This window comes from Pectobacterium aroidearum, from assembly GCF_015689195.1.
In the GTDB taxonomy this organism is placed as follows: Bacteria; Pseudomonadota; Gammaproteobacteria; order Enterobacterales; family Enterobacteriaceae; genus Pectobacterium; species Pectobacterium aroidearum.
Genome location: NZ_CP065044.1, coordinates 1,810,079 through 1,828,842 on the forward strand (window position 1 = coordinate 1,810,079; position 18,764 = coordinate 1,828,842).

Annotated in this window: 17 protein-coding genes; 3 read left to right on the forward strand and 14 right to left on the reverse strand. The window is 44.1% G+C overall.

Going from position 1 to position 18,764, the window contains the following annotated elements:
* Positions 1-398 precede the first annotated feature (398 nt).
* Both I2D83_RS08080 and I2D83_RS08085 read left to right on the forward strand, forming a co-directional pair.
* Positions 399-4,100: an RNA-directed DNA polymerase gene (locus I2D83_RS08080; RefSeq protein ID WP_205947863.1), complete on the forward strand. Its 3,702-nt coding sequence runs from the start codon at positions 399-401 to the stop codon at positions 4,098-4,100.
* 8 nt (positions 4,101-4,108) lie between these two features.
* Positions 4,109-4,543, forward strand: coding sequence for a restriction endonuclease (locus I2D83_RS08085; RefSeq protein WP_205947864.1), 435 nt, complete (start codon positions 4,109-4,111; stop codon positions 4,541-4,543).
* A gap of 225 nt (positions 4,544-4,768) precedes the next feature.
* On the opposite strand, the gene I2D83_RS08090 is transcribed toward I2D83_RS08085, so the two are convergent.
* Together I2D83_RS08090 and I2D83_RS08095 are read right to left on the reverse strand one after the other, a co-directional pair.
* The gene (locus I2D83_RS08090; protein ID WP_205947865.1) at positions 4,769-5,299 is read right to left on the reverse strand and encodes a hypothetical protein; all 531 of its coding nucleotides are present in this window, start codon (positions 5,297-5,299) and stop codon (positions 4,769-4,771) included.
* A gap of 74 nt (positions 5,300-5,373) precedes the next feature.
* Positions 5,374-6,111 carry a Rab family GTPase gene (locus I2D83_RS08095; RefSeq protein ID WP_205947866.1) on the reverse strand — a complete coding sequence of 246 codons (738 nt, stop codon included), beginning with the start codon at positions 6,109-6,111 and terminating at the stop codon, positions 5,374-5,376.
* Positions 6,112-6,357: 246 nt separating this feature from the next.
* Here I2D83_RS08095 and I2D83_RS08100 point away from each other — a divergent pair, with 246 nt between their 5' ends.
* Positions 6,358-7,518: an IS30 family transposase gene (locus tag I2D83_RS08100; RefSeq protein WP_205947867.1), complete on the forward strand. Its 1,161-nt coding sequence runs from the start codon at positions 6,358-6,360 to the stop codon at positions 7,516-7,518.
* 342 nt (positions 7,519-7,860) lie between these two features.
* Here the strand turns inward: I2D83_RS08100 and I2D83_RS08105 are convergent, their stop codons facing one another.
* From I2D83_RS08105 to I2D83_RS08160, 12 genes are all read right to left on the reverse strand, one after another.
* Positions 7,861-8,781 carry an AbiTii domain-containing protein gene (locus I2D83_RS08105; RefSeq protein ID WP_205947868.1) on the reverse strand — a complete coding sequence of 307 codons (921 nt, stop codon included), beginning with the start codon at positions 8,779-8,781 and terminating at the stop codon, positions 7,861-7,863.
* Between the two features lie 261 nt (positions 8,782-9,042).
* Complete coding sequence (mobC, locus tag I2D83_RS08110; RefSeq protein WP_205947869.1) at positions 9,043-9,789, reverse strand: MobC family replication-relaxation protein; 747 nt, start codon at positions 9,787-9,789, stop codon at positions 9,043-9,045.
* A gap of 8 nt (positions 9,790-9,797) precedes the next feature.
* Positions 9,798-11,660 carry a type IV secretory system conjugative DNA transfer family protein gene (locus tag I2D83_RS08115; RefSeq protein ID WP_205947870.1) on the reverse strand — a complete coding sequence of 621 codons (1,863 nt, stop codon included), beginning with the start codon at positions 11,658-11,660 and terminating at the stop codon, positions 9,798-9,800.
* A 724-nt stretch (positions 11,661-12,384) separates the two neighbouring features.
* Entirely contained in the window at positions 12,385-12,687 is a 303-nt protein-coding gene (locus tag I2D83_RS08120; RefSeq protein WP_205947871.1) for a TrbM/KikA/MpfK family conjugal transfer protein, read from the reverse strand.
* A 37-nt stretch (positions 12,688-12,724) separates the two neighbouring features.
* Positions 12,725-13,741: a P-type DNA transfer ATPase VirB11 gene (gene virB11, locus I2D83_RS08125; protein WP_205947872.1), complete on the reverse strand. Its 1,017-nt coding sequence runs from the start codon at positions 13,739-13,741 to the stop codon at positions 12,725-12,727.
* Complete coding sequence (locus I2D83_RS08130; protein ID WP_205947873.1) at positions 13,731-14,954, reverse strand: TrbI/VirB10 family protein; 1,224 nt, start codon at positions 14,952-14,954, stop codon at positions 13,731-13,733. The genes virB11 and I2D83_RS08130 overlap by 11 nt, the downstream gene beginning before the upstream one ends.
* Positions 14,951-15,844, reverse strand: a complete 894-nt coding sequence (virB9, locus tag I2D83_RS08135; protein WP_205947874.1) for a P-type conjugative transfer protein VirB9 — start codon at positions 15,842-15,844, stop codon at positions 14,951-14,953. The genes I2D83_RS08130 and virB9 overlap by 4 nt, the downstream gene beginning before the upstream one ends.
* Positions 15,841-16,524, reverse strand: coding sequence for a VirB8 family type IV secretion system protein (locus tag I2D83_RS08140; protein ID WP_025918850.1), 684 nt, complete (start codon positions 16,522-16,524; stop codon positions 15,841-15,843). Before I2D83_RS08140 ends, virB9 begins: the two co-directional genes overlap by 4 nt.
* Positions 16,517-16,657, reverse strand: a complete 141-nt coding sequence (locus I2D83_RS08145) for a hypothetical protein (protein WP_025918851.1) — start codon at positions 16,655-16,657, stop codon at positions 16,517-16,519. The genes I2D83_RS08140 and I2D83_RS08145 overlap by 8 nt, the downstream gene beginning before the upstream one ends.
* An 88-nt stretch (positions 16,658-16,745) precedes the next feature.
* A complete protein-coding gene (locus tag I2D83_RS08150; RefSeq protein WP_205947875.1) occupies positions 16,746-17,786 on the reverse strand; it encodes a TrbL/VirB6 family protein in 1,041 nt (346 codons plus the stop codon).
* Between the two features lie 11 nt (positions 17,787-17,797).
* On the reverse strand, positions 17,798-18,022 hold the full coding sequence (locus I2D83_RS08155) for an EexN family lipoprotein (RefSeq protein ID WP_205947876.1): 225 nt from the start codon (positions 18,020-18,022) through the stop codon (positions 17,798-17,800).
* A gap of 10 nt (positions 18,023-18,032) precedes the next feature.
* The gene (locus I2D83_RS08160) at positions 18,033-18,749 is read right to left on the reverse strand and encodes a TrbJ/VirB5 family protein (protein WP_205947877.1); all 717 of its coding nucleotides are present in this window, start codon (positions 18,747-18,749) and stop codon (positions 18,033-18,035) included.
* Between the last annotated feature and the right edge of the window lie 15 nt (positions 18,750-18,764).

Sequence of the window (18,764 nt, forward strand, 5' to 3'; positions counted from 1 at the left end):
GAAAAGGCATAGATCTGGCAGTCAGTAAAGCTTGATCGGTTTATCGAACTGCCCAGGCAATGTTAGATTAGGAGTAAATTCCACTTATGGAAGCATCGATTTTTCGGGGGATTACTTTCCAGCCAAACGAGCCGGAAAACCGATACTAGAAAACTCTAACCCGGTGCTCAATTTTTGTTGACCACTACAAAGCTTCCTCACGTACAACCATGCTTTATGGCCTGAAAAAAGTGCCTGATGTATCAGGAGGATAGCCCTTCGACACGACAAAACCTTTGACACTTATCGTGGATTATTCGATGAAGGAACGGTAGTATAGTTATTCTGGGAAATATAAACAGTAAATGTCAAGGCTGTATTTGAAGTGAATAATAACGCTTAAGATTAAGTTGAGAAAAATGAAACTACTTGATAAAAAATATTATAACCTCGAACCTAATTCTGAGTACCTTAAGGACTCATTTATTTTAGGATTGGCATGGAAAAAAACAGACAGTTTTGTCAGAACTCACAACTGGTATGCAGATCTATTAGCGCTTGACAAGTGTGCCTTTGATATTAGTGATGAAGTCACTAAATGGTCAAATGAAGTCAAAAATGCCACTTTTCCCAAAAGTGATATTGAATTAATACTGGCTCCCAAAGGTGCTAACTGGTTCTTTAAAAAAGGGAGGTGGATTACAAATAAAGAGGATAGAAAATTAAGACCATTGGCTAATATATCTATCAAGGAGCAGTCTTTTGCTACAGCCGTAATGATGTGTATTGCTGATTCGCTAGAAACGAGACAGAAAGATTGTTCACTAAGTAGCCTTGGCTATGCTGAGCATGTGAAAAATAAAGTTGTTAGTTACGGAAACAGGCTTATTTGTGATTGGAATAATGATAAGGCCAGATTTCGTTGGGGTGGAAGCGAATATTACAGGAAGTTCTCTACAGATTATCGAAATTTCCTACAAAGACCTATCTATGTAGGAAGAGAAACTGTAAATAAAGTCAGTGGAATTGATGATGTTTATATTGTTAGTTTGGATTTGAAAAACTTTTTTAGCTCTATAAAAATAGATCTTCTGATAAAAAAACTTAAAGAAATATCTTCTAAACATTACGATTGCAATGTTTCAGATAATAATGATTTCTGGAGTTTGGCAAGTCAAATTTTGAATTGGACATGGCCTAAAGACTCTTTGTCTTTACTTGGAAGTTTGGATTTAAAAAAAATCGTTGGGCTTCCTCAAGGCTTAGCATCGGCTGGAGCTCTGGCGAATGCATATCTCATTGATTTTGATGAGTCTATAATTTCTAAGTTTCGTGATGGTAGCCGTATTATACTGCATGATTACTGTCGATATGTAGATGATATTAGGTTAGTGATTTCTGGAGAGGCGCTAAATAATAAAGAAATTAAGGAATTTGTTCATGGGTTAGTTCAAGGTGTTCTCGATGAAACATTAAAACAAGATAAGTTAGATGGAGAGCCTTATTTAGAGGTCAATGATAAAAAAACGTCAATTTTAATACTTTCAGATATTGATAACGGAAGCGGCCTTACAAATAGAATTAATGAAATTCAGCATGAAATAGGAACTTCGAGTATTCCTGAGCGTAACGGGCTAGATAATAATATACCAGCACTTCAACAATTATTACTGACTGAGCAAGATAATTTCTTCGATGATGCTAATGATTCATTCCCAGGGTTTAACAATGATAAATCGATTAAAGTAGAATCTTTGCGTAGATTTTCGGCCCATAGACTGGAAACAAGCTTAACTAAAAAAAGCAAACTGATCTCACCTGAAGAGAGAAAGCAATTTGATAATGAATCTGAGCTGATTGCAAAGAAATTATTTAAGGCATGGCTTAAAGATCCATCGATTATGGTTATCTTTCGTAAGGCAATAGCTATAAACCCTAATCTAGATGCTTATAAAACCATTCTTGATGATATTTTCAAAAGAATAAAATCAAATCGTGACAAGTGTGATAAATATATCATGATATATCTTCTTTCTGATATATTTCGTAGCGTCGTTGATCTCTACCGAAATATACAGCCAGAGTACATATATAATTATCAAAAGTTGATGAGTGAAGTTACATCATTTGCTCAAAAACTACTTTCTTGTAAATCTGACATTCCAAGTTACGCATATCAGCAAGCACTGCTCTATCTTGCAGTAATCAACAAGCCGTTTATAGCTAGTAATAAAGCTTCTCCTGATCTTACTAGACTCCAAAACGTCTTGATTAAAAAACACTTAGAACCATTGAGTATTAGTGATGGTTACCTATTTGAATTATCTGCTCAGATCAGCAAAGATTACCAAGCAAATGCTGTTTTTCTACTTTCACATACAAAAAATAAAGAAGCAGTAGATTCAATTATAAACAATTTTGCTTTCCGTGGTGGTGAATTTTGGAACGCAATTTGGAAAGAAATAGTTAGGATGAAAGATAGTGATATAGATAAAAATAGGATTAACGAATTTAGATGGGCCATACCTAAAAATGAGTCAAGACCAAATGGTTCGGAGCATAATCTTTCATCAGTAATCAGCTTCAAGGAAAACCCGTTTAAATATGAACATGCGCTTCTTAAACTGGGTATAGCATTAGTTGATCTTCTAGATGATAAGGAGAAAAAAACATGGAAATCTAATGGTAAGCAGTATTCTCCACATGAAATAAAAGTAAATTTATCAGATGTATCAACATCATGGACAGAACTATGGCGTCCTGGTGTTAATATTTCATGTTCGATAGATAAAATAGGAAAAAAACCTACAGACCCGCGCTATGCAAGCCCTGAGTGGTTAGTAGCTTCTCACCCCCCCCAACAACATGATGCACAAAAATTATATTGGGTGTGTAGTGTGCTAAGAAGTGCTGCTTTGGGTAATGTGGATTACACCCAGCGAAATGATTTAAAGTTTAATGGCGAAAAGTATGATGGTATACGTTCTCAGTTTTACAAGCGACGTATGGGAATGTTACATACACCAGAATCAATTGTTGGTTCATATGGAACTATAACTGATTGGTTTGCAAGCTTTCTTCAGCATGGATTGCAATGGCCAGGTTTTTCTTCTTCTTACATAAATCAAGACGATATATTGTCAATTACCTGCCTTGATGAGTTTAGAAAATGTATGGTAGAAAGGCTAATTTATTTAGAAACGCAAATATGCACTTCATCCAATGTTCCAACATTACCTACTGTTGTCAGTAGACCTGAGTTAGCATCTAACCAATTTAGAATTGTTACTGTGCAGCAGTTATTTCCTAAGGATAAACATTTTCACCCTTCTGACGTAACACTGGATAATTCCGATGTGCGTTGGAAGCATAGAGAACACCTCGCGGAAATTTGTAAGCTAACGGAGCAGACTTTAAATACTAAACTTAAGACGGAATCAAGAGACCATACCAGTACTGCTGATCTTATTGTCTTTTCTGAATTGGCTGTTCATCCAGAAGACGAAGACATAGTAAAAGCTCTAGCATTTAAAACTAAAGCCATCATATTTTGCGGATTTGTCTTCTGTGAACAAGACGGCAAAATTGTTAATAAAGCTCGCTGGATCATTCCAGACTCTTCCGAGTCAGGAACTCAGTGGCGTATTCGTGACCAGGGTAAATATCATATGACAATAGATGAAGTTACTCTTGGTGTTCAGGGATATAGACCATCCCAACATATTATTTCTATTGAGGGTCACCCCGAAGGACCATTTAAAATAACTGGCGCGATCTGCTACGATGCAACAGATATAAAGCTTGCGGCAGACCTGAGAGATTTAACTGATATGTTTGTCATTGTGGCGTACAATAAAGATATTGACACATTTGATAATATGGCTTCAGCGCTTCAGTGGCATATGTATCAACATGTTGTTATTACAAATACGGGAGAGTATGGTGGTTCAAGTATGCAAGCCCCATACAAAGAGAAGCATCATAAACTGATCTCTCATGCTCATGGGACTGGCCAAATAGCAATTAGCACTGCTGATATAGATTTAGCAGCTTTTAGGCGTAAGCTAAGTTTATACAGAAAGACAAAGTCCCAGCCTGCTGGATTCAATCGAAAACATTAAGAGTTCATATGGACACATTAGTTAAGTTAGCTACGATAGCTTCTCCGTTGGTAAGTGCTGGAGTGGCTATTTGGGCGATTTTAGTTGCCAAAGCAACCATCAGTGAGAGCAAAGAAATTGCCAAAAAAACTATTGCAGACACGGCTTATCAAGCATATTTGCAATTAGCTATGGAAAACCCGCATTTCTCTAAGGGTTACACTGCAGATGGTAGACATGAGCGAGACCCTATGTATGACCAATATGTTTGGTACGTGGCCAGAATGATATTCTGCTTCGAAAAAATAGTTGAGGTTGAAGGTAATTTTAAAGATGAATCTTGGGGGGAAACGTTAAAAAAACATTTGAAGTTTCATTCTGCACATTTTAAGAAAACTAAAGTTGTTGAAGAAAAACTTTATATCCCCTCAATTTTGAACCTCATAAAATGCGCAGCTAAATAAAAAATGCCATATTATTATATTTTTCACTTAAATCCCACTTGAGAAAATAAAACATCCCAAGAGAGTTCTTGGGATTGTTCTCCTAATTGACAGTAAGTATCAGTTGGGTTGTAAAATATTTTTGGAGCGTATTTTTTCATTGAACGATAAATTTTGTATTGCAGATTTAATTTTCGCTCCTCGCTCAAAGCAGCCTCTCTGGCCTTACCTGTAGGGAGGAATATCTCAGAATATTAAGTAAAAAAGGGCAGCTATTGCAATAAAAAATATGAGTAAAAGTATATATCTTATACTAATTACGCCATCCGGATATGGCTTTTTTTTTTGAGGCATCCACTCTGGCTTGTTACTGGAGGAAATTAACGTTTCACTAGAAAACGAACGCACTTTTTTTTCTAGCATAACTGCATTAAGCATTTTTTTTATGGGGTCAATCTTCTTGAGATAATCCTCATTTTGACTTACAAAAATTTCTCTGATCATTTCTCCATCTTCATTTGAAACATTTAATGGTACCGACAAATTAAGGGTTGGTTCTTCTTTTTCACCCAAAATCTGCAAATTGGATATTGATACAATCCTACCTGATATATCTCTACCAGCTGGAGCTGAAATGCAAAAAATCCTTTCTCCTGAATTTAAAGTTGTAAATTGACCAAATAAGAAATTCAATTCTAACTTTGTCCGAAACAATTCTTCAGGTATACCAAGTATTAACTCAGGTGGTAGTGCGCTAAGATCGATATGTTCATGCAAGTTGTGTATTATCCCACCTTCAAGGGCTCTGATACAACCTGTCTGTGTTCTGTCAGGCAGCAACCATATGCATCTCATTTCACTTTCCCCTCAGAATCAAAAATCATTTGTAATGCAGAGGTAAAACAAATACTAAAAATATGAGAATCGGTCATACTCATAGGACTTAGACCAGATATCCTACTAGTATAACTACCTAAGGTTTTCTGAGTTGCTTCATCAAGATTTTCACGGTGAACAATCAATGCAGAAGTCAATTTTTCCTCAATAGTTGAAGGATCTGCGCTTCCATCAAAGATTAGATCCATTTTATTTATAATAATAAACAGAGCGCTTTCTTTTTTAAACTTTGGAATGTTTGATGCAATCCATTTAAAATCAGATTTAATTCTGCGCATAGTGTTTTCATTATCGTTAGTTAACTTATCGAAATCAACTAAATAAAAAATTACATCCGCCTCTTTGCAAGATTGCAACCAGAATCTTTCTCTTTCATCAATCTCCCCACCGACATTAATTGAATTTTTACATTTAAATTTCACTTCGCTTTTATTAGGAAGCGGCCAAGAAATGTTGAAGGTCTTTACGTTTTCAGAACCTCTTGTCTGTATGTGCTCTGCAGGAACAATGCCTCCGCTTAACTTATTGAAAAAGCTATTTTTTCCTGATGCTGTTGGTCCAATGATGGCAATACTCTTACCATTCCACCAATCAACTAATCCTTTGTACATACCCGGAACCTTATCTATCGCAACCTTAGTTAAAGCTATAACAACTGCTCCGACAGCCTTTTCTATCCATTTTTTAAACATAGGAATTCCAAATTATAGTTTTGTTCTGTATAAGCATCTTATCAAATTAACCCTATTCTTCAACAATATCTTCCATCTATCTCTAATACAGATAATTAACTAAATTAGATTCATATTAATGACATTTCCTGTGAAAAATTTGGGTTCAGTTTCCCGTGGCGCAGTAATCTGTAAGGTAAAGTCCGCTTCTCGCTGTGAGTTCAACGGGTCGTTGCAACGCTATCCTTAATCAAGGGGGACGTTGCCATGAAACGAAGAACGCGCATTAACTACACGCCAGAACAGAAAGCGATTATCTGGGACCGGTATAAGCAAGGTGATTCCCTGCATGATATCGCCAGAATGTTCGACAGATATCATTCTTCTATTATGCCCACTATCCACCAGACTGGTGGATATCGTCCCCCTGTCCGAAAGCGGCATCCGTTAGCTCTTTCACTTGATGAAAGAGAGGAAATATCCAGAGCGCTGGTAGAAAAAATCAGCATCAGAGCGATCGCAAACAAGCTATCGAGAGCACCTTCAACGATTAGCCGCGAGATCAAGAGGCACGGTGGTGCAAAACAATACCGTGCATCAAAAGCGGATACTGCTGCGTGGGAAAATGCTCTGAGACCAAAACCTTGCAAGCTAATTGAAAGCCTCGCATTGTGTAAAATCATTGCAGAGAAGATGCACCAGGACTGGTCGCCGGAACAGATCGCCGGTTGGCTGAAACGCTGTTATCCGGATAATCAGGAAATGCATGTGTCACACGAAACGATTTATAAAACGCTTTTTATACAAACCCGGGGTGCATTAAAAAAAGAACTGCAGCAATGCCTCAGAAGCGGAAGAGTCGTGCGTAGATCCAGAACATCATCGCTTAAAGGGAAAGGATTAGGGTCAATCCCAGATACGGTCTCTATCAGCGAAAGGCCACCTGAAGCCGCTGACAGAGCTATACCAGGTCACTGGGAAGGTGACCTGATTCAGGGCTCGAAAAACTCCTATATCGTCACCCTTGTAGAACGTCATTCCCGTTTTGTTATGCTGGCCAAAGTCAGGGACAACAAGACCATAACGGTTATATCTGCACTCATTAAACAAGCCCGGGAATTACCTGCTGAGCTTTATAAAACATTAACATGGGACCGGGGTGCTGAAATGACCAGCCACACCCGGTTTACTGTAGCCACAGATATTCAGGTTTACTTCTGCGATCCTCAATCCCCCTGGCAACGCGGCTCCAATGAAAATACGAACAGATTGCTCAGGCAGTATTTTCCAAAAGGAACTGACTTATCGGTTCACAGCCAGCAAAGACTAAACAGTGTTGCCAGGCAGCTCAACGAGAGGCCAAGAAAAACGCTAGACTATGAATCACCCGCAGAGCGTTTTAACCAATGTGTTGCATCCATCGGTTGAACTCACAGCTCACAACGGACCTTCAGCTCAATTAGGTCGTCCGCTTCGTGCCAGGTGCGGACTTTGCTAAAGTCGGCACCTATTGATAATTAGGGGGAAGGTCAGAAGCTCTTCTGCTTATTGAACAATTCGTATTGTGAGTTCAATCGATGGTAATACCAACATTAAATGGTCCGGTTATGCGGGATATTTACAGTCACGACTCTGCTAACAAGAGAAACCGGTCCGTGCTCACGTTAGGTTTTACGTGAAATTCATCGAAAACCCAAATAGCCCTGATCGCCTAGCCTAATTGAATATACAAAAGACATAGAGTTAGGGCCGCCAAATGCGGCCCGTGACTTACTTCAAACCGTAGTATTTAAGTGCAGCTTCAGTGAGAACTTTAGTTGCAACTGCCATCCCAATTTTCCAGGTGCCATCAGCTGCTTTTCTTATATTTGAAGCAATCCAATTTTTCGCACCGTGTCCAAAAGGCTCTTCAGAACTTGTTGGTGCTTCAGATTCTACAATCAATGCGAACTCGCTAGCATCTTCTTCAGGAATGCCGGATTCTTTCAGGTAGTCTACGACCGATTCTCTATTATACGACTGAATATTCACGGTAATATTTGATTCGCTGCCGCCTGATATAGCATTTCCAACATTGCCATAAATTATTTGTTGTGTTATTTGCTGTGCTTTTGACGCATTATCGTTATTCATGTTCTGAGTACCAAAAGTGATGTGGGCTGCTGCGGGAATTGACTTTTCAAGCTCAATGGTTAGTTCAAGAACTCTATTACGAACGGCCTGTGATATTTCTGATAATGACACGACTGAAATATCACCTGAGATATCATTGCACGCATAACCATCATAAATTTTCCCTTGCAAGAGAAGGATTAAATTTGATGCGTTGATTCCAAGTGATCCACCATCTGCGCTAGCTTTAACAAGCTCGCCAACGGCAGCAATACTTTCTCTGACGGAGAAGTTATTCCAGCTATCATCTGCAAACTGTTTTATTAATATTGGAGGTATAGGCGCATTTTTTATACCGGAACCAAAGGGACCAGAAAAAGTGCCTTTATAAGTTACGCCTACAATTCTGTAATCGGGAAGCACCGCATCCAGAGGATAGCCTTCTGATTCATGCCTTACCCATTCTTCTAGATCGTTACTTCCTAACCTTGCTGCCAGGAGTCTGAGTTTAAGAAGTATTGGCCCCAAACTGGATCCATCTTGCACCACTGACTCTTGGATCTGATGTAACAGGGACATTGTTCTTCTCCGTATTAAAGCCCATGCAGACAGTCTATATGTGCCAACATGCAATTCAATCTATAAATGGCGTTTTTCACTTCTTTTGATGGGGTTAGTAAAGATAACGACTGTGCTCTGCACTGGCTGCTCCCTCGACCGAATGTGGGTTTACGGGTAGTTTACCGAAGCGCCGCATATAAACGAAAAAGCGGGGAGGTGTAGCTTCAGTCCACTCTTCGCTCTTAGCCAACCATGAGATTTGGCAACGTCAGAGCCAGCTTATGAATATTGCCTCAGCTCCAGTTGTCGCAGCTCGTCGAGAGTATAAATACGAAAAACATTCCGATGGCGTGCCTCCAGCGGGATATGTTGATGGTTTATAATGACGTGTTTTATATTGGTGAACAGCAGTTCAAGGGCGCGTTTTTTGTGTAGGTCCGGCACGATATAAAAAACGTACATCCAGTGTTTATGGGTACGGGCCAGCAAATGGCTGGCGATAATCGCCTGGTAGCGAGCTTTGGTTTTCAGGCGGCGCTCGGTTTCTACTGCGATGACCTGTCCGTCAGGGAGTGTGATGAGTCCATCCGGACGGTGTTTGACCTGATACTGGCTGAGGAACGTTGAGCGATCGCCGTTTATCCATCCGGATGCGCCTTTTTTCTCCAGGATGAGCCTAGCAACCTGATTATCAAGGTGGTGTTCCAGCGTCCAGCCAGTGATTTTTGAGGGTTCAAAGCGCGCGGGAAAAATATCATCGTCCGGCGTTAAAACGATAGCCAGTCCGTCGCTGGTTATGCCCCACAATGACATTTTCATCGTCCGTGATTCAAATACATACTTTTGTATTAACCCCATTCGCTCAATTTTTGTCAGCAGCGTATACAGCGATTTATGATCCCTGAAGCCAAACAGCAGCATCAGTGTTTTAAAGTCGCTGTAGGTTTCTTCCTTCAGGAAATTCAGCAGCCTTTTTATCTTCTCTCTGTTGCGAGTGGTGCGCTCGCTATGCGTGGCGATAAGCATGAAACCTCCTAAAAATTGAGCAAGGACGGTGTTTCGTCATCATCAGATCTCGGTTTTGCTGATTTTCTTTCCCCTTCAAAGAAAAGGTCTGGCTGGGTTGCCGCGACATTGGGCGTTGAAGCGGGAGGTACATCTTCCTCGTCGAAGTCCAGCGCGATTCTTGCTGGTACTGTCGACGCGGCAATATCCGGAGAAACGGAATAGATCTCCAGCTCGTGTTTTTGTACCTTGATGGGGAAAATCAGTGAGGCAGAGGGAAGCGTTCTCGTCGTAAAGATAAAGCTGACAAAATCGGGTAGGTTCAGGATCATATTGCTGTCGATAAAGAAACGCTCGGCCTGTCTAATCGTACGTTCACCGTCGATGGTTTCCGTCAGTACGGCATCAGTTTTGGCTTTGCGGATTTCATCATCCACTAAGATGGTGCCGGACATTCTCGCTACCCATTCCGCTGTATCCGGGTCCATAACGCGGTATACCAGCTTGAATTTAGCGTTTTCAACGACCGCACCGACAACAGCATCGCCTTTTAAATCTGCCGGGCAGTCTTTCAAATCGGCGACGGACTGATGCGCCATAATAATATGCACGCCTTTATCCCGTGCCGCGCCTAGCCCTTCCAGAGCCGGTTTTGACAGATGGTATTTTAATTCGTCGAGAAAGATGGCTATGGGGCGGGGCGTTTCTTTTACCCGGTCACGTCGTTCTGCTAACTGGTACAGACGTACCAGCAGCATTCGCTGGGCGGTGATAATCTTGCTATTGCGCATTGAGCCGATGACATAGCAGCAGCCACCTTCATCAAAAACCGATTGGAGTGAAAATCCTGTCGGCGCGTTGATGGCATTGAGCAACGCCAGCTCTTCAATCTTGCCGAAAAAGGCTTTGATATCCTTCGCGATACCTTGAACATATTCGCCGTTATAAATATCGCGGATAGTCGAATATGTATGACTGCTGACAAATTGTGCCGCCATACGTGCCGCTTTTCGGTCGTCGATACGATAAAAATCGGATTCCTGACCTTTTTCCGCCAAGCTGAATCCCGCAACAAACAATTCCTCTAGTTCGTCAGACGTAATATTTTCAATTAGATTTAATTGGTATTGCGGTTTTCGCAGGTCAATTAAGGCAAAGGGTTTTCCTGCATCCTCGCAGGCCTTGCGATAAAGATGCGTCGCCCATTCATCATCCTTTGGGTCCATAATAAATACACCTTCACCCGCCAGGATACTTTGGTAAAGCAATATACCGGTTGCTACACCTTTACCGGCTCCGGTGGTGCCGATAATATCCGCATGTTGTCTTTGCCAGTCTTTTAACGGGAGATACATCGGTTTTTCATCACGGTCTATCCCGATAAAAATACCCTTATTTAGGTTGATATAATCCAGCGGGTTATAATGCAGCGTTTCCGGTAACAGGGATTTTACCGTACGTACATCGGTGCGTAATTCCCGTTCAAGACTGGTCTTTTTGATGAGTTGTTTTTTTATGTTATCCAGTTTAGGAGTTAATACCCGGCGCAGACTAATATGGAGAATAAGCCCTGCCACGGTAAATATAATTAATATTGACCAGTCCAGAATGGGGGGGCGGGTAAGTATCCGAACGTTATAAAGCCACCTAAAAACGCTAATAAGTAAGGGACCCACTGTGCCAAACAGGAAACACAGCAGGGAAAAAGTGATAAACAGCTTTTTCCATAATGGGGCTTTCTGCCGATCATCGCTTTTCATTGAAGCGAAAAACGGCAGGGTCAGTCCCGATAATAGCGCCAGCATCAATTGATGCTGTTGCATAACATCAATAAAGGACAGCACACCATTTACTATCGGCGACAGTGAAATGGCAAGCTTATTTAACATCATGGTGCCTCCTTTGTCCGCGACTCGCCCCAACGTATCGCCCCATCAATTCGCCCCACGGTGTCGGGCGAAAAGTCGGGGCGAGCGTATGGGGTAAAGAAGGTGGCCGCTGTGCGGCCATGTGCCGGAAAGCATGCTTCCCGGTACGAAACGGCGTGCGCCAGTTCATGCGGGCTGGACGCCCTTATTGCCTAGCGCATGGGGGTTTTGGCGTGGCTGGACGCCACGCCAAACCCCCCGAGGTCAAAGGCGGCACACCGTCGCCCGCTACGCGCGACCACCCCCTTTGAGACGCCGTTTTTCGCCTATTTTTTCTTTTGTCCGTTCCGGCCAAGCGAAAAAATGGGAAAACGCCTTCAAAGCGGGTGGTCGCGCCACGCTACCGGCTTTTGGCCGGAGACTTAGCAGCGACGGTGTGCGGGGCTATGCCCCCCAAATAAACCGCTATCGTGGGCGATAGCTTTTCGCTCGCTGGGGCGGCGAAATTTATTCGGCTCCCCCCGGTCTGCAAAATCCGCGTGGGCGCGGCTGTTTGCAGATGGGTTCGGCGACGCAAATTAGCAATTTCTTTGAAATTGAATTTACTCGCCTTACACCACTTTTAAATTTCTGCTATTCGCATAAAATTAAAAGCCTAAAATCGTCGACCGGTGCCGAGTTTGCCATCCAAATTTGACAGGGGGAGCGGTAACAATTCAGATATTGTTATTGCTGTTTTCCTTTGAGTTCAATTACGCAAACGGCCAAATTTATTAATTATCTGGTCGATGATTTTCGGCTCGGCTGATTTGCATTCGATCAATAAGTTTCTTCGGGCGTCGGCGGTACGATTAGGTTGAAATCCGTGTCTGTTCTTTTTCACAATATTAAAGAAAGATCGTTCAGCCGACTGACATTCATTTCCTCCACTATTACCGGTTGTCTTACCGTACAGACATAAGACAATCTCACAGGCATCAGCAGCCATTACGGAAGAGGGCAGTAAAAAATTCATGCAGAAAAGGCAGGCTGTGAATATGATTGTTCTCATATCAAATACCTTTATTGGGAATGAGGGGGCGGTTCATCTATCTGAATGATTTCTTCATTTGATGAAGGTGTACAGGTTTGAAATAAATATCCCCCATCCGACGAATATCACCGTGAATATCTACGCTGACGATGATATCCACGCATTTAAGCACCTTGCGTAACAGCACATCGAACGGGATATTTTTGCAGTCAGGGTTCTCATAACAGCGGTCAATGATCCCTTCAATACACTCTTCCGGGCTGCCTGCGTGCAGGGAGGTGATAAGGCCTTCATGCCCTGAACCGATAATTTTCAGCGCATCCCACGCCTCCCGCCCACGAATTTCTGCCAGCAGAATGCGATCCGGATTCATTCGATAATTCGCCCGAATAAGTTTGCCGGGCGTGATAATCGCATCATCTCCGGCATCTGCCGGGTAAAACAGATGCACATAATTGGCGTGATGGTAAAAACGGATTTCGGGATTATCTTCAATCGTGGTTAGCCTGAGATGTGGCGGAATATAGTGCAGCAAAGTCTTCATATAGGTGGTTTTACCTGAGCCGGTTTCACCAACAATAAAGATCATTTTACCGAACTCAACGGCCTTTTCGATAAAGCTTGGAATATCACCATTGTTATAGCAGCGGATCAGTTCATCATCTTTGCTTTCGTTTCTCTCCTTACCGGTTATCCGGTTATAAAAACCGGCATCAATCCAGGACTGATGTGTTTTCTGCTCAAATGACGGGTTTCGCAGCGTAATCGATACGGTATTCCGCTCACAGGCTGGGGGAATAATGGTCTGGACACGTTCACCTGATCCTAATGTGGCGGAAAGGATAGGGGAGGTATCATCGATATTGTCCTCATTCCATGAGGCCAATGCTTTGGCAAACGCATGGCACTGACGCAACGTAACCGGAGAATCATGCTTCTGCCATTGACCGTTTATTTTGGTGTGGATCTCTCCGGGGCGGTTGATGGCGATTTCCGTCAGGCCATTCAGTTGGAGATAATCGCCGAACAACTGAGTTTTCATAAAATCCAACGACAGGTTTTCAGCGCTCATACCACCTCTTTTTTAGACGTAGTTGATAAACGGAAGAGAAATCGATATCCGTACCGGTCATGATGCCGATCACATCGCCCTGATTGAGGTACATCGTGGGCGGGATATTGATGCTGTTTTCTAAGGCCGTTTTCGCCATTTCTGACGCGGCAGCGCGGGTGTTTTCGGTGTAATCGGTATTGCGGTCTTTCCCCGGTGCTGAATCTGATGCGGCGGCAGCCACATCTTGTACGGTGCTCAACATTAACGCATTGCCGAACCGTTCCCAGAAATGGGTATCAATCCAGCCGCTAATCCCGGCCTCACCCAATGGACCGGTGGCTTCGGTATCAATCAGTGGGATTTGCAGGCTACCGGGTTCCGGTGTGCGTAATTCCGTCCAGATGACAAACATCCGGCTCCGGCCATGTTGCAGCGCCCCGGTGCGGTAGAACCCTCTGGCGACGGTTCCTGCAGGGAGCAACTTCACGTAATGGTTGGCGCTGTAGACATCTTCACCGATGAGGCAGGAAATACGACCACCCACGTCAGAGACAAAACGCCGCATCATTGAGCATGGAATATAACGATCAACCGGAAGGTAAAGATAGGGATCGAGATCCAGTCGCCTGACGCTGGTCACTTTTGCGACACCGGGATTGTCGTCGTTAGCCTTTGTGCCAGACATGGTTGCTGGTGTGTCTTTGCTCTGTGTGCCGGAAGGGGCAGTTTGTGAAGCCTGAGTATTACCGCGTTGTGTGGACTCAGCGGCACTACTTGAGCCATCGACCAGTGCCGCCGCCTTATTTAAAGCAGGTGGCTCTGACGGTGATGCCGTCTGTATTGGGTGATTATCTGTTGCGGTTTCCTGTTTGTCCTGACCAAACAAGCCGAACGGATTGTTGTCCATGCCGAGATTTTTACGCTCATGTTGCCCTGTACTGGCTGACGGCGGGGCTGTTGTTTCAACTGCCTTATCATCGCGTTGCTTTAATGATGCAAGGAAGCGATCTCCACCCAATGCCAGTGCAATCAGTGCGCCCAGACTCAGCAGGCTGACCAGCAGCGTCCGGCGGCTGGAGGCTTTTCTGAAGCGGGTAACTTCGGGTTGGCCGGGAGGCGTGTTCTGCTCCGGTGCCTGACTCGCCATCGCTGAACGGGCGCGTTCACGGGCTTCAGCCTCCAGCTCTGCCACGGTTTTTTCCGTTGTTTCTGGGAGCGATTTATCAGTCATTTAGCCTCCAGTGTGACGGCAGGCGAAACGGTATCGCCGCTGCCAACGGTAGCGTTGCCGAATGACGTATTCTCAATCCCGACTACCGAACCGCCATAGCGCAACACCAACTGTGGCGACATTGCCCGCACGACGACCACGGTGTAGCTTCCGTGTTTGGTTATGCGGGGTGTTACGGTCTGTTCCTGCCCGTTAACGATCCGGAAGATCGACGGAAGGATTTTGACGGGAGAAAAACCGAGATAGATAAAACGACCATCATCATAAGTGAAATCTGGTGCAATGGATGCTGAACCGGCAGCAACTCGCTTGGTATAAAGCCAGTTACGCGGCGTGGTAGCCTGCTCAAATGCTGTCGTTATCTGCTGCTTTTCCTGTGTTTCACGCAGGAGTTTCAGACGCGCTGCGCTGGCTGCGTCTGCTTGCCTGCGCTCGTCATCCGGATAGCGAAAACGGATAATAAAGGCCTGAGACGGTGAGTCATTCTCCAGTACGTTCAGCTCCAGACTGTAATCACGCTTCGATGTCACGACAAAGAGATTGGTTCTCCACTCGCTTGCCGTTGGCAGAAACACCTTATTGATGTTGTTGCCGTTATCATCGGTTACCGGCTGGGTGATAGGGTTTGGACTGACACCGACCCGGTTATCGCTTTTTGTGACTTTCCAGCCCTTTGGAAAACCCGCTTGCGCGTCGATGACTTCTTCATCGTCATCAAACAGGAGTGTGGTGAGGTAGCCGGGGCGGGTGTTGACGATGGTCGCATTTTGGCTGTTATAGGTGACATTCTGCATTCGGCTGTCATACGTGCTGCTGCGCGGTATCGCCGCGCTCCAGGCGATGGGTGACACCAGAAGGAGGCTCAATATCACGGTTGTTTTCAGCATCATTCACCCCTCAGTTCTTTATCGCGTTGGTAGCTGGTCACGATGAACCCCAGCGGGTTCACTTCTCGCTGGCTGTCTGTCAGTTGTTTGCGGGGGAGGTATCGATAAGTCAGCCGGATGTTCCAGACCTCTGTTTTAACCGAGTTATCGACAATGCGGCGGATAGTCCGTTTAATGCGTAAGGTCGCCAGATGGTCAGGATCTGTCGCGGTCGCGTGAACGTTGGAAATAATGTCGATAGACACGACATATTCCGCTTTATTGAAAATGATATCGGGTGCCTGATTGCTGTTAAACCCGTCGAGATAATCACTGTTAACGCTGTCGCTATTGAATAGCTGCACATCGTCGTAATCGCGCTGGAGAGCAAAATAGTTATAGCCCTCGCGGAGCCTGACATAATGCGCCGCTAACGCTTGAGCCAGTGCTTTCTCTGTGGAAATACTCTGCTCTTTAATCCGGGTCATATATTCATAACGTCCGGTCTGTTTATCCACCGACCATAATTCTATTTCGGTGGTTTTCAGCGGCAGCAGAATGATCAGCGCGGTGATCGCCATAGCGGCCAAAGCAAACCCTATGGCCGCTATTCGCCACGCCAACTTTTTTTCCCGTTCATCCTTTTCCAGCAGGACAGATTCAAAGGTTCGGGATGACGCAATGATGTTTTCTGTTTCAGACATGTTTTGTCAGCTCCTGAATAATTGCGGGGGAATTAACCGGTTGAGGCTCGCCAGATACTGGCGTCAAATCGTGCTGACGCTGTGCGCAGCCCGTGAGGACGCACAGCATCAGAAAGATGAGGCTGGATTTCATATTGATTCCTGTGTTTGTTGAAGACAGAAATACTTTACCGATGGCGGTTGCCACGGTACGAGATGGAGAGATGGGGGTTAGAAGGAGATTAGCGGTTACGCTGTTGGTTGAAACGCTTCATGCTGTCGATAGAAGCCGCACGTTTTTGCCATGCGGAGAGGGTTTTGCTGGTACCTGTGGCGATAAGTGTACCTGTTGCAGTAGCGGCGCTGACGCCCGCTTTTGCCGCTATCTGGGCACCCGCCGCACCGGTTTTCATGACCGGTTTTGCTGCATCAGAAGAGGGTTTCGCCAGCCCACGTAGACCGCCCATAGCGGCACCCTGTAGTGCGACCTGAACGGCGACGCCGCCTAATGCGTTCGCGATTTTTGCTGAAAACCAAATAATGATGCCTGAAATAACACCCGCAACGCAGCACTGAACGCCCAGTGTGATGATATTGGCGCTATCTGCAAAATTAACCGCTTTATCTAATAGCCCATTAAGATAATTGATGACAATCCTGATAGATAACGCGGAAAACATAATCGTCAGGATCACCGTGAAGATAATTTTCAGCCAGTTGTTAAACATCGGAATAAGGAATCCATACAGCAGGCAGAAAATAAATAACGGTGCGGTGGTGGTCATTAATACAATGATTATTCCGGCTAACAGGTTAACCGCCGAACCAAATAGCAGGGTGACGATTGCGCCTCCCCAGACCAGAAGTTGGGCAATACCGCCGTTGAGCTTTACATAGGTGGAATCATCTTGCTGATAAAGCTTTTGTCCTATCGTTTGCGCTTTCACCCAGACGGTATCCAGTAACACCCAGACATTGTCATCACCGCTGACGCCGTCGGTTAATCCGTTAATGGCAGAAATGGCTAAATCCAGCCAGCCATCGAGATTTAAAACGAATGTCATGATTAATAGCATTCGCCCGACATCCCATATGACATCTTCTACAGGCGTTTGGAGTTTTCCAGCAAGGGTTTGATAACCCCGATAAGTGACAAATAACGTGAAGGAGCTGACGGCGATAACGCTTACCATATCGCCGTACACGGAGGTTTGTCCCCGCAGTACGGCATGTAAACCGTCAGTGATCGTGTTGTTCATTCCAACAAACATACCACCTGACATAGATGACCCCTTTAATTCAAATTGGGAACCTTGGCATTTTCCTGACGGAGTTCAAATCGCGCTTCTCGTGCATTTTTGCAATCCTGGGAGTCATCGCCGGATGATTCACACGCTTTATATCGCTGACTCAGTTCATCCGGGTGTTCTTTGTACCACTGCGTTGATTTCGGGTTGTCACACCCCGCCAGAAATAATGAGCTTAAAATAATCGGAAAAATGCAAAGTGACGTTTTCATTCTTACCCTCTCAATAATTAAAGTCAGGAATCGGAGCGGCAAGTTGTTGTTCATTGAATGCTTTTTGCCGCTGTTGAGTCAACATCACGGATCGCTGTTCAGCCTGCTTGACTGACATTTCCCATTGGCTGGTTAATGCGTTCAATTGTACGCTTTTGGCTGCCACCGCGTTAGCCAGGTCCTGTGACTCTTTCGAGTCTTTGGCGTTGGCAATACGGTCGGATAAGTCTGATATATCGTTTAATGTGCTATTAATCTTGTTTTGAACATCACTGGTATTCTCAATCGAGACCGCCTGATTGAGAACAAGTTGTTTGCAACTTTCCAGATAACGTTGCGATGAACTGGACTGATTACAAATATCGAACGATTGATATTTGTTATATAGGCGCTGAAGGTCAGAAGAATAATAACCGTTTGAGTTGGTCAACAGGTCATCCAGTGAAGTACCATTTTTACGGAGGTGTTCGATATCGTTTTTTAGGTTTTTAGCATCGTGGAGAAATCCCTGAATATCCCGTATGCCTGTTGCGGTCGCTAATTGCTGCTTATAGGCGTCAAGCTCGCTTTTATAGTGAGTGATCGTTTCCTGCCATTGCTGGAGTTTCTGTACCCATTGGTTAATCGACTCGGTATTACTGGCGGCATCAAACACTGGGATACCGGCGCTGAGTACGGGTGTGGAAACCAATAGCGATAACGCCAGACACATCTTTCTGGTTTGCATGGTGATGACCTCCGG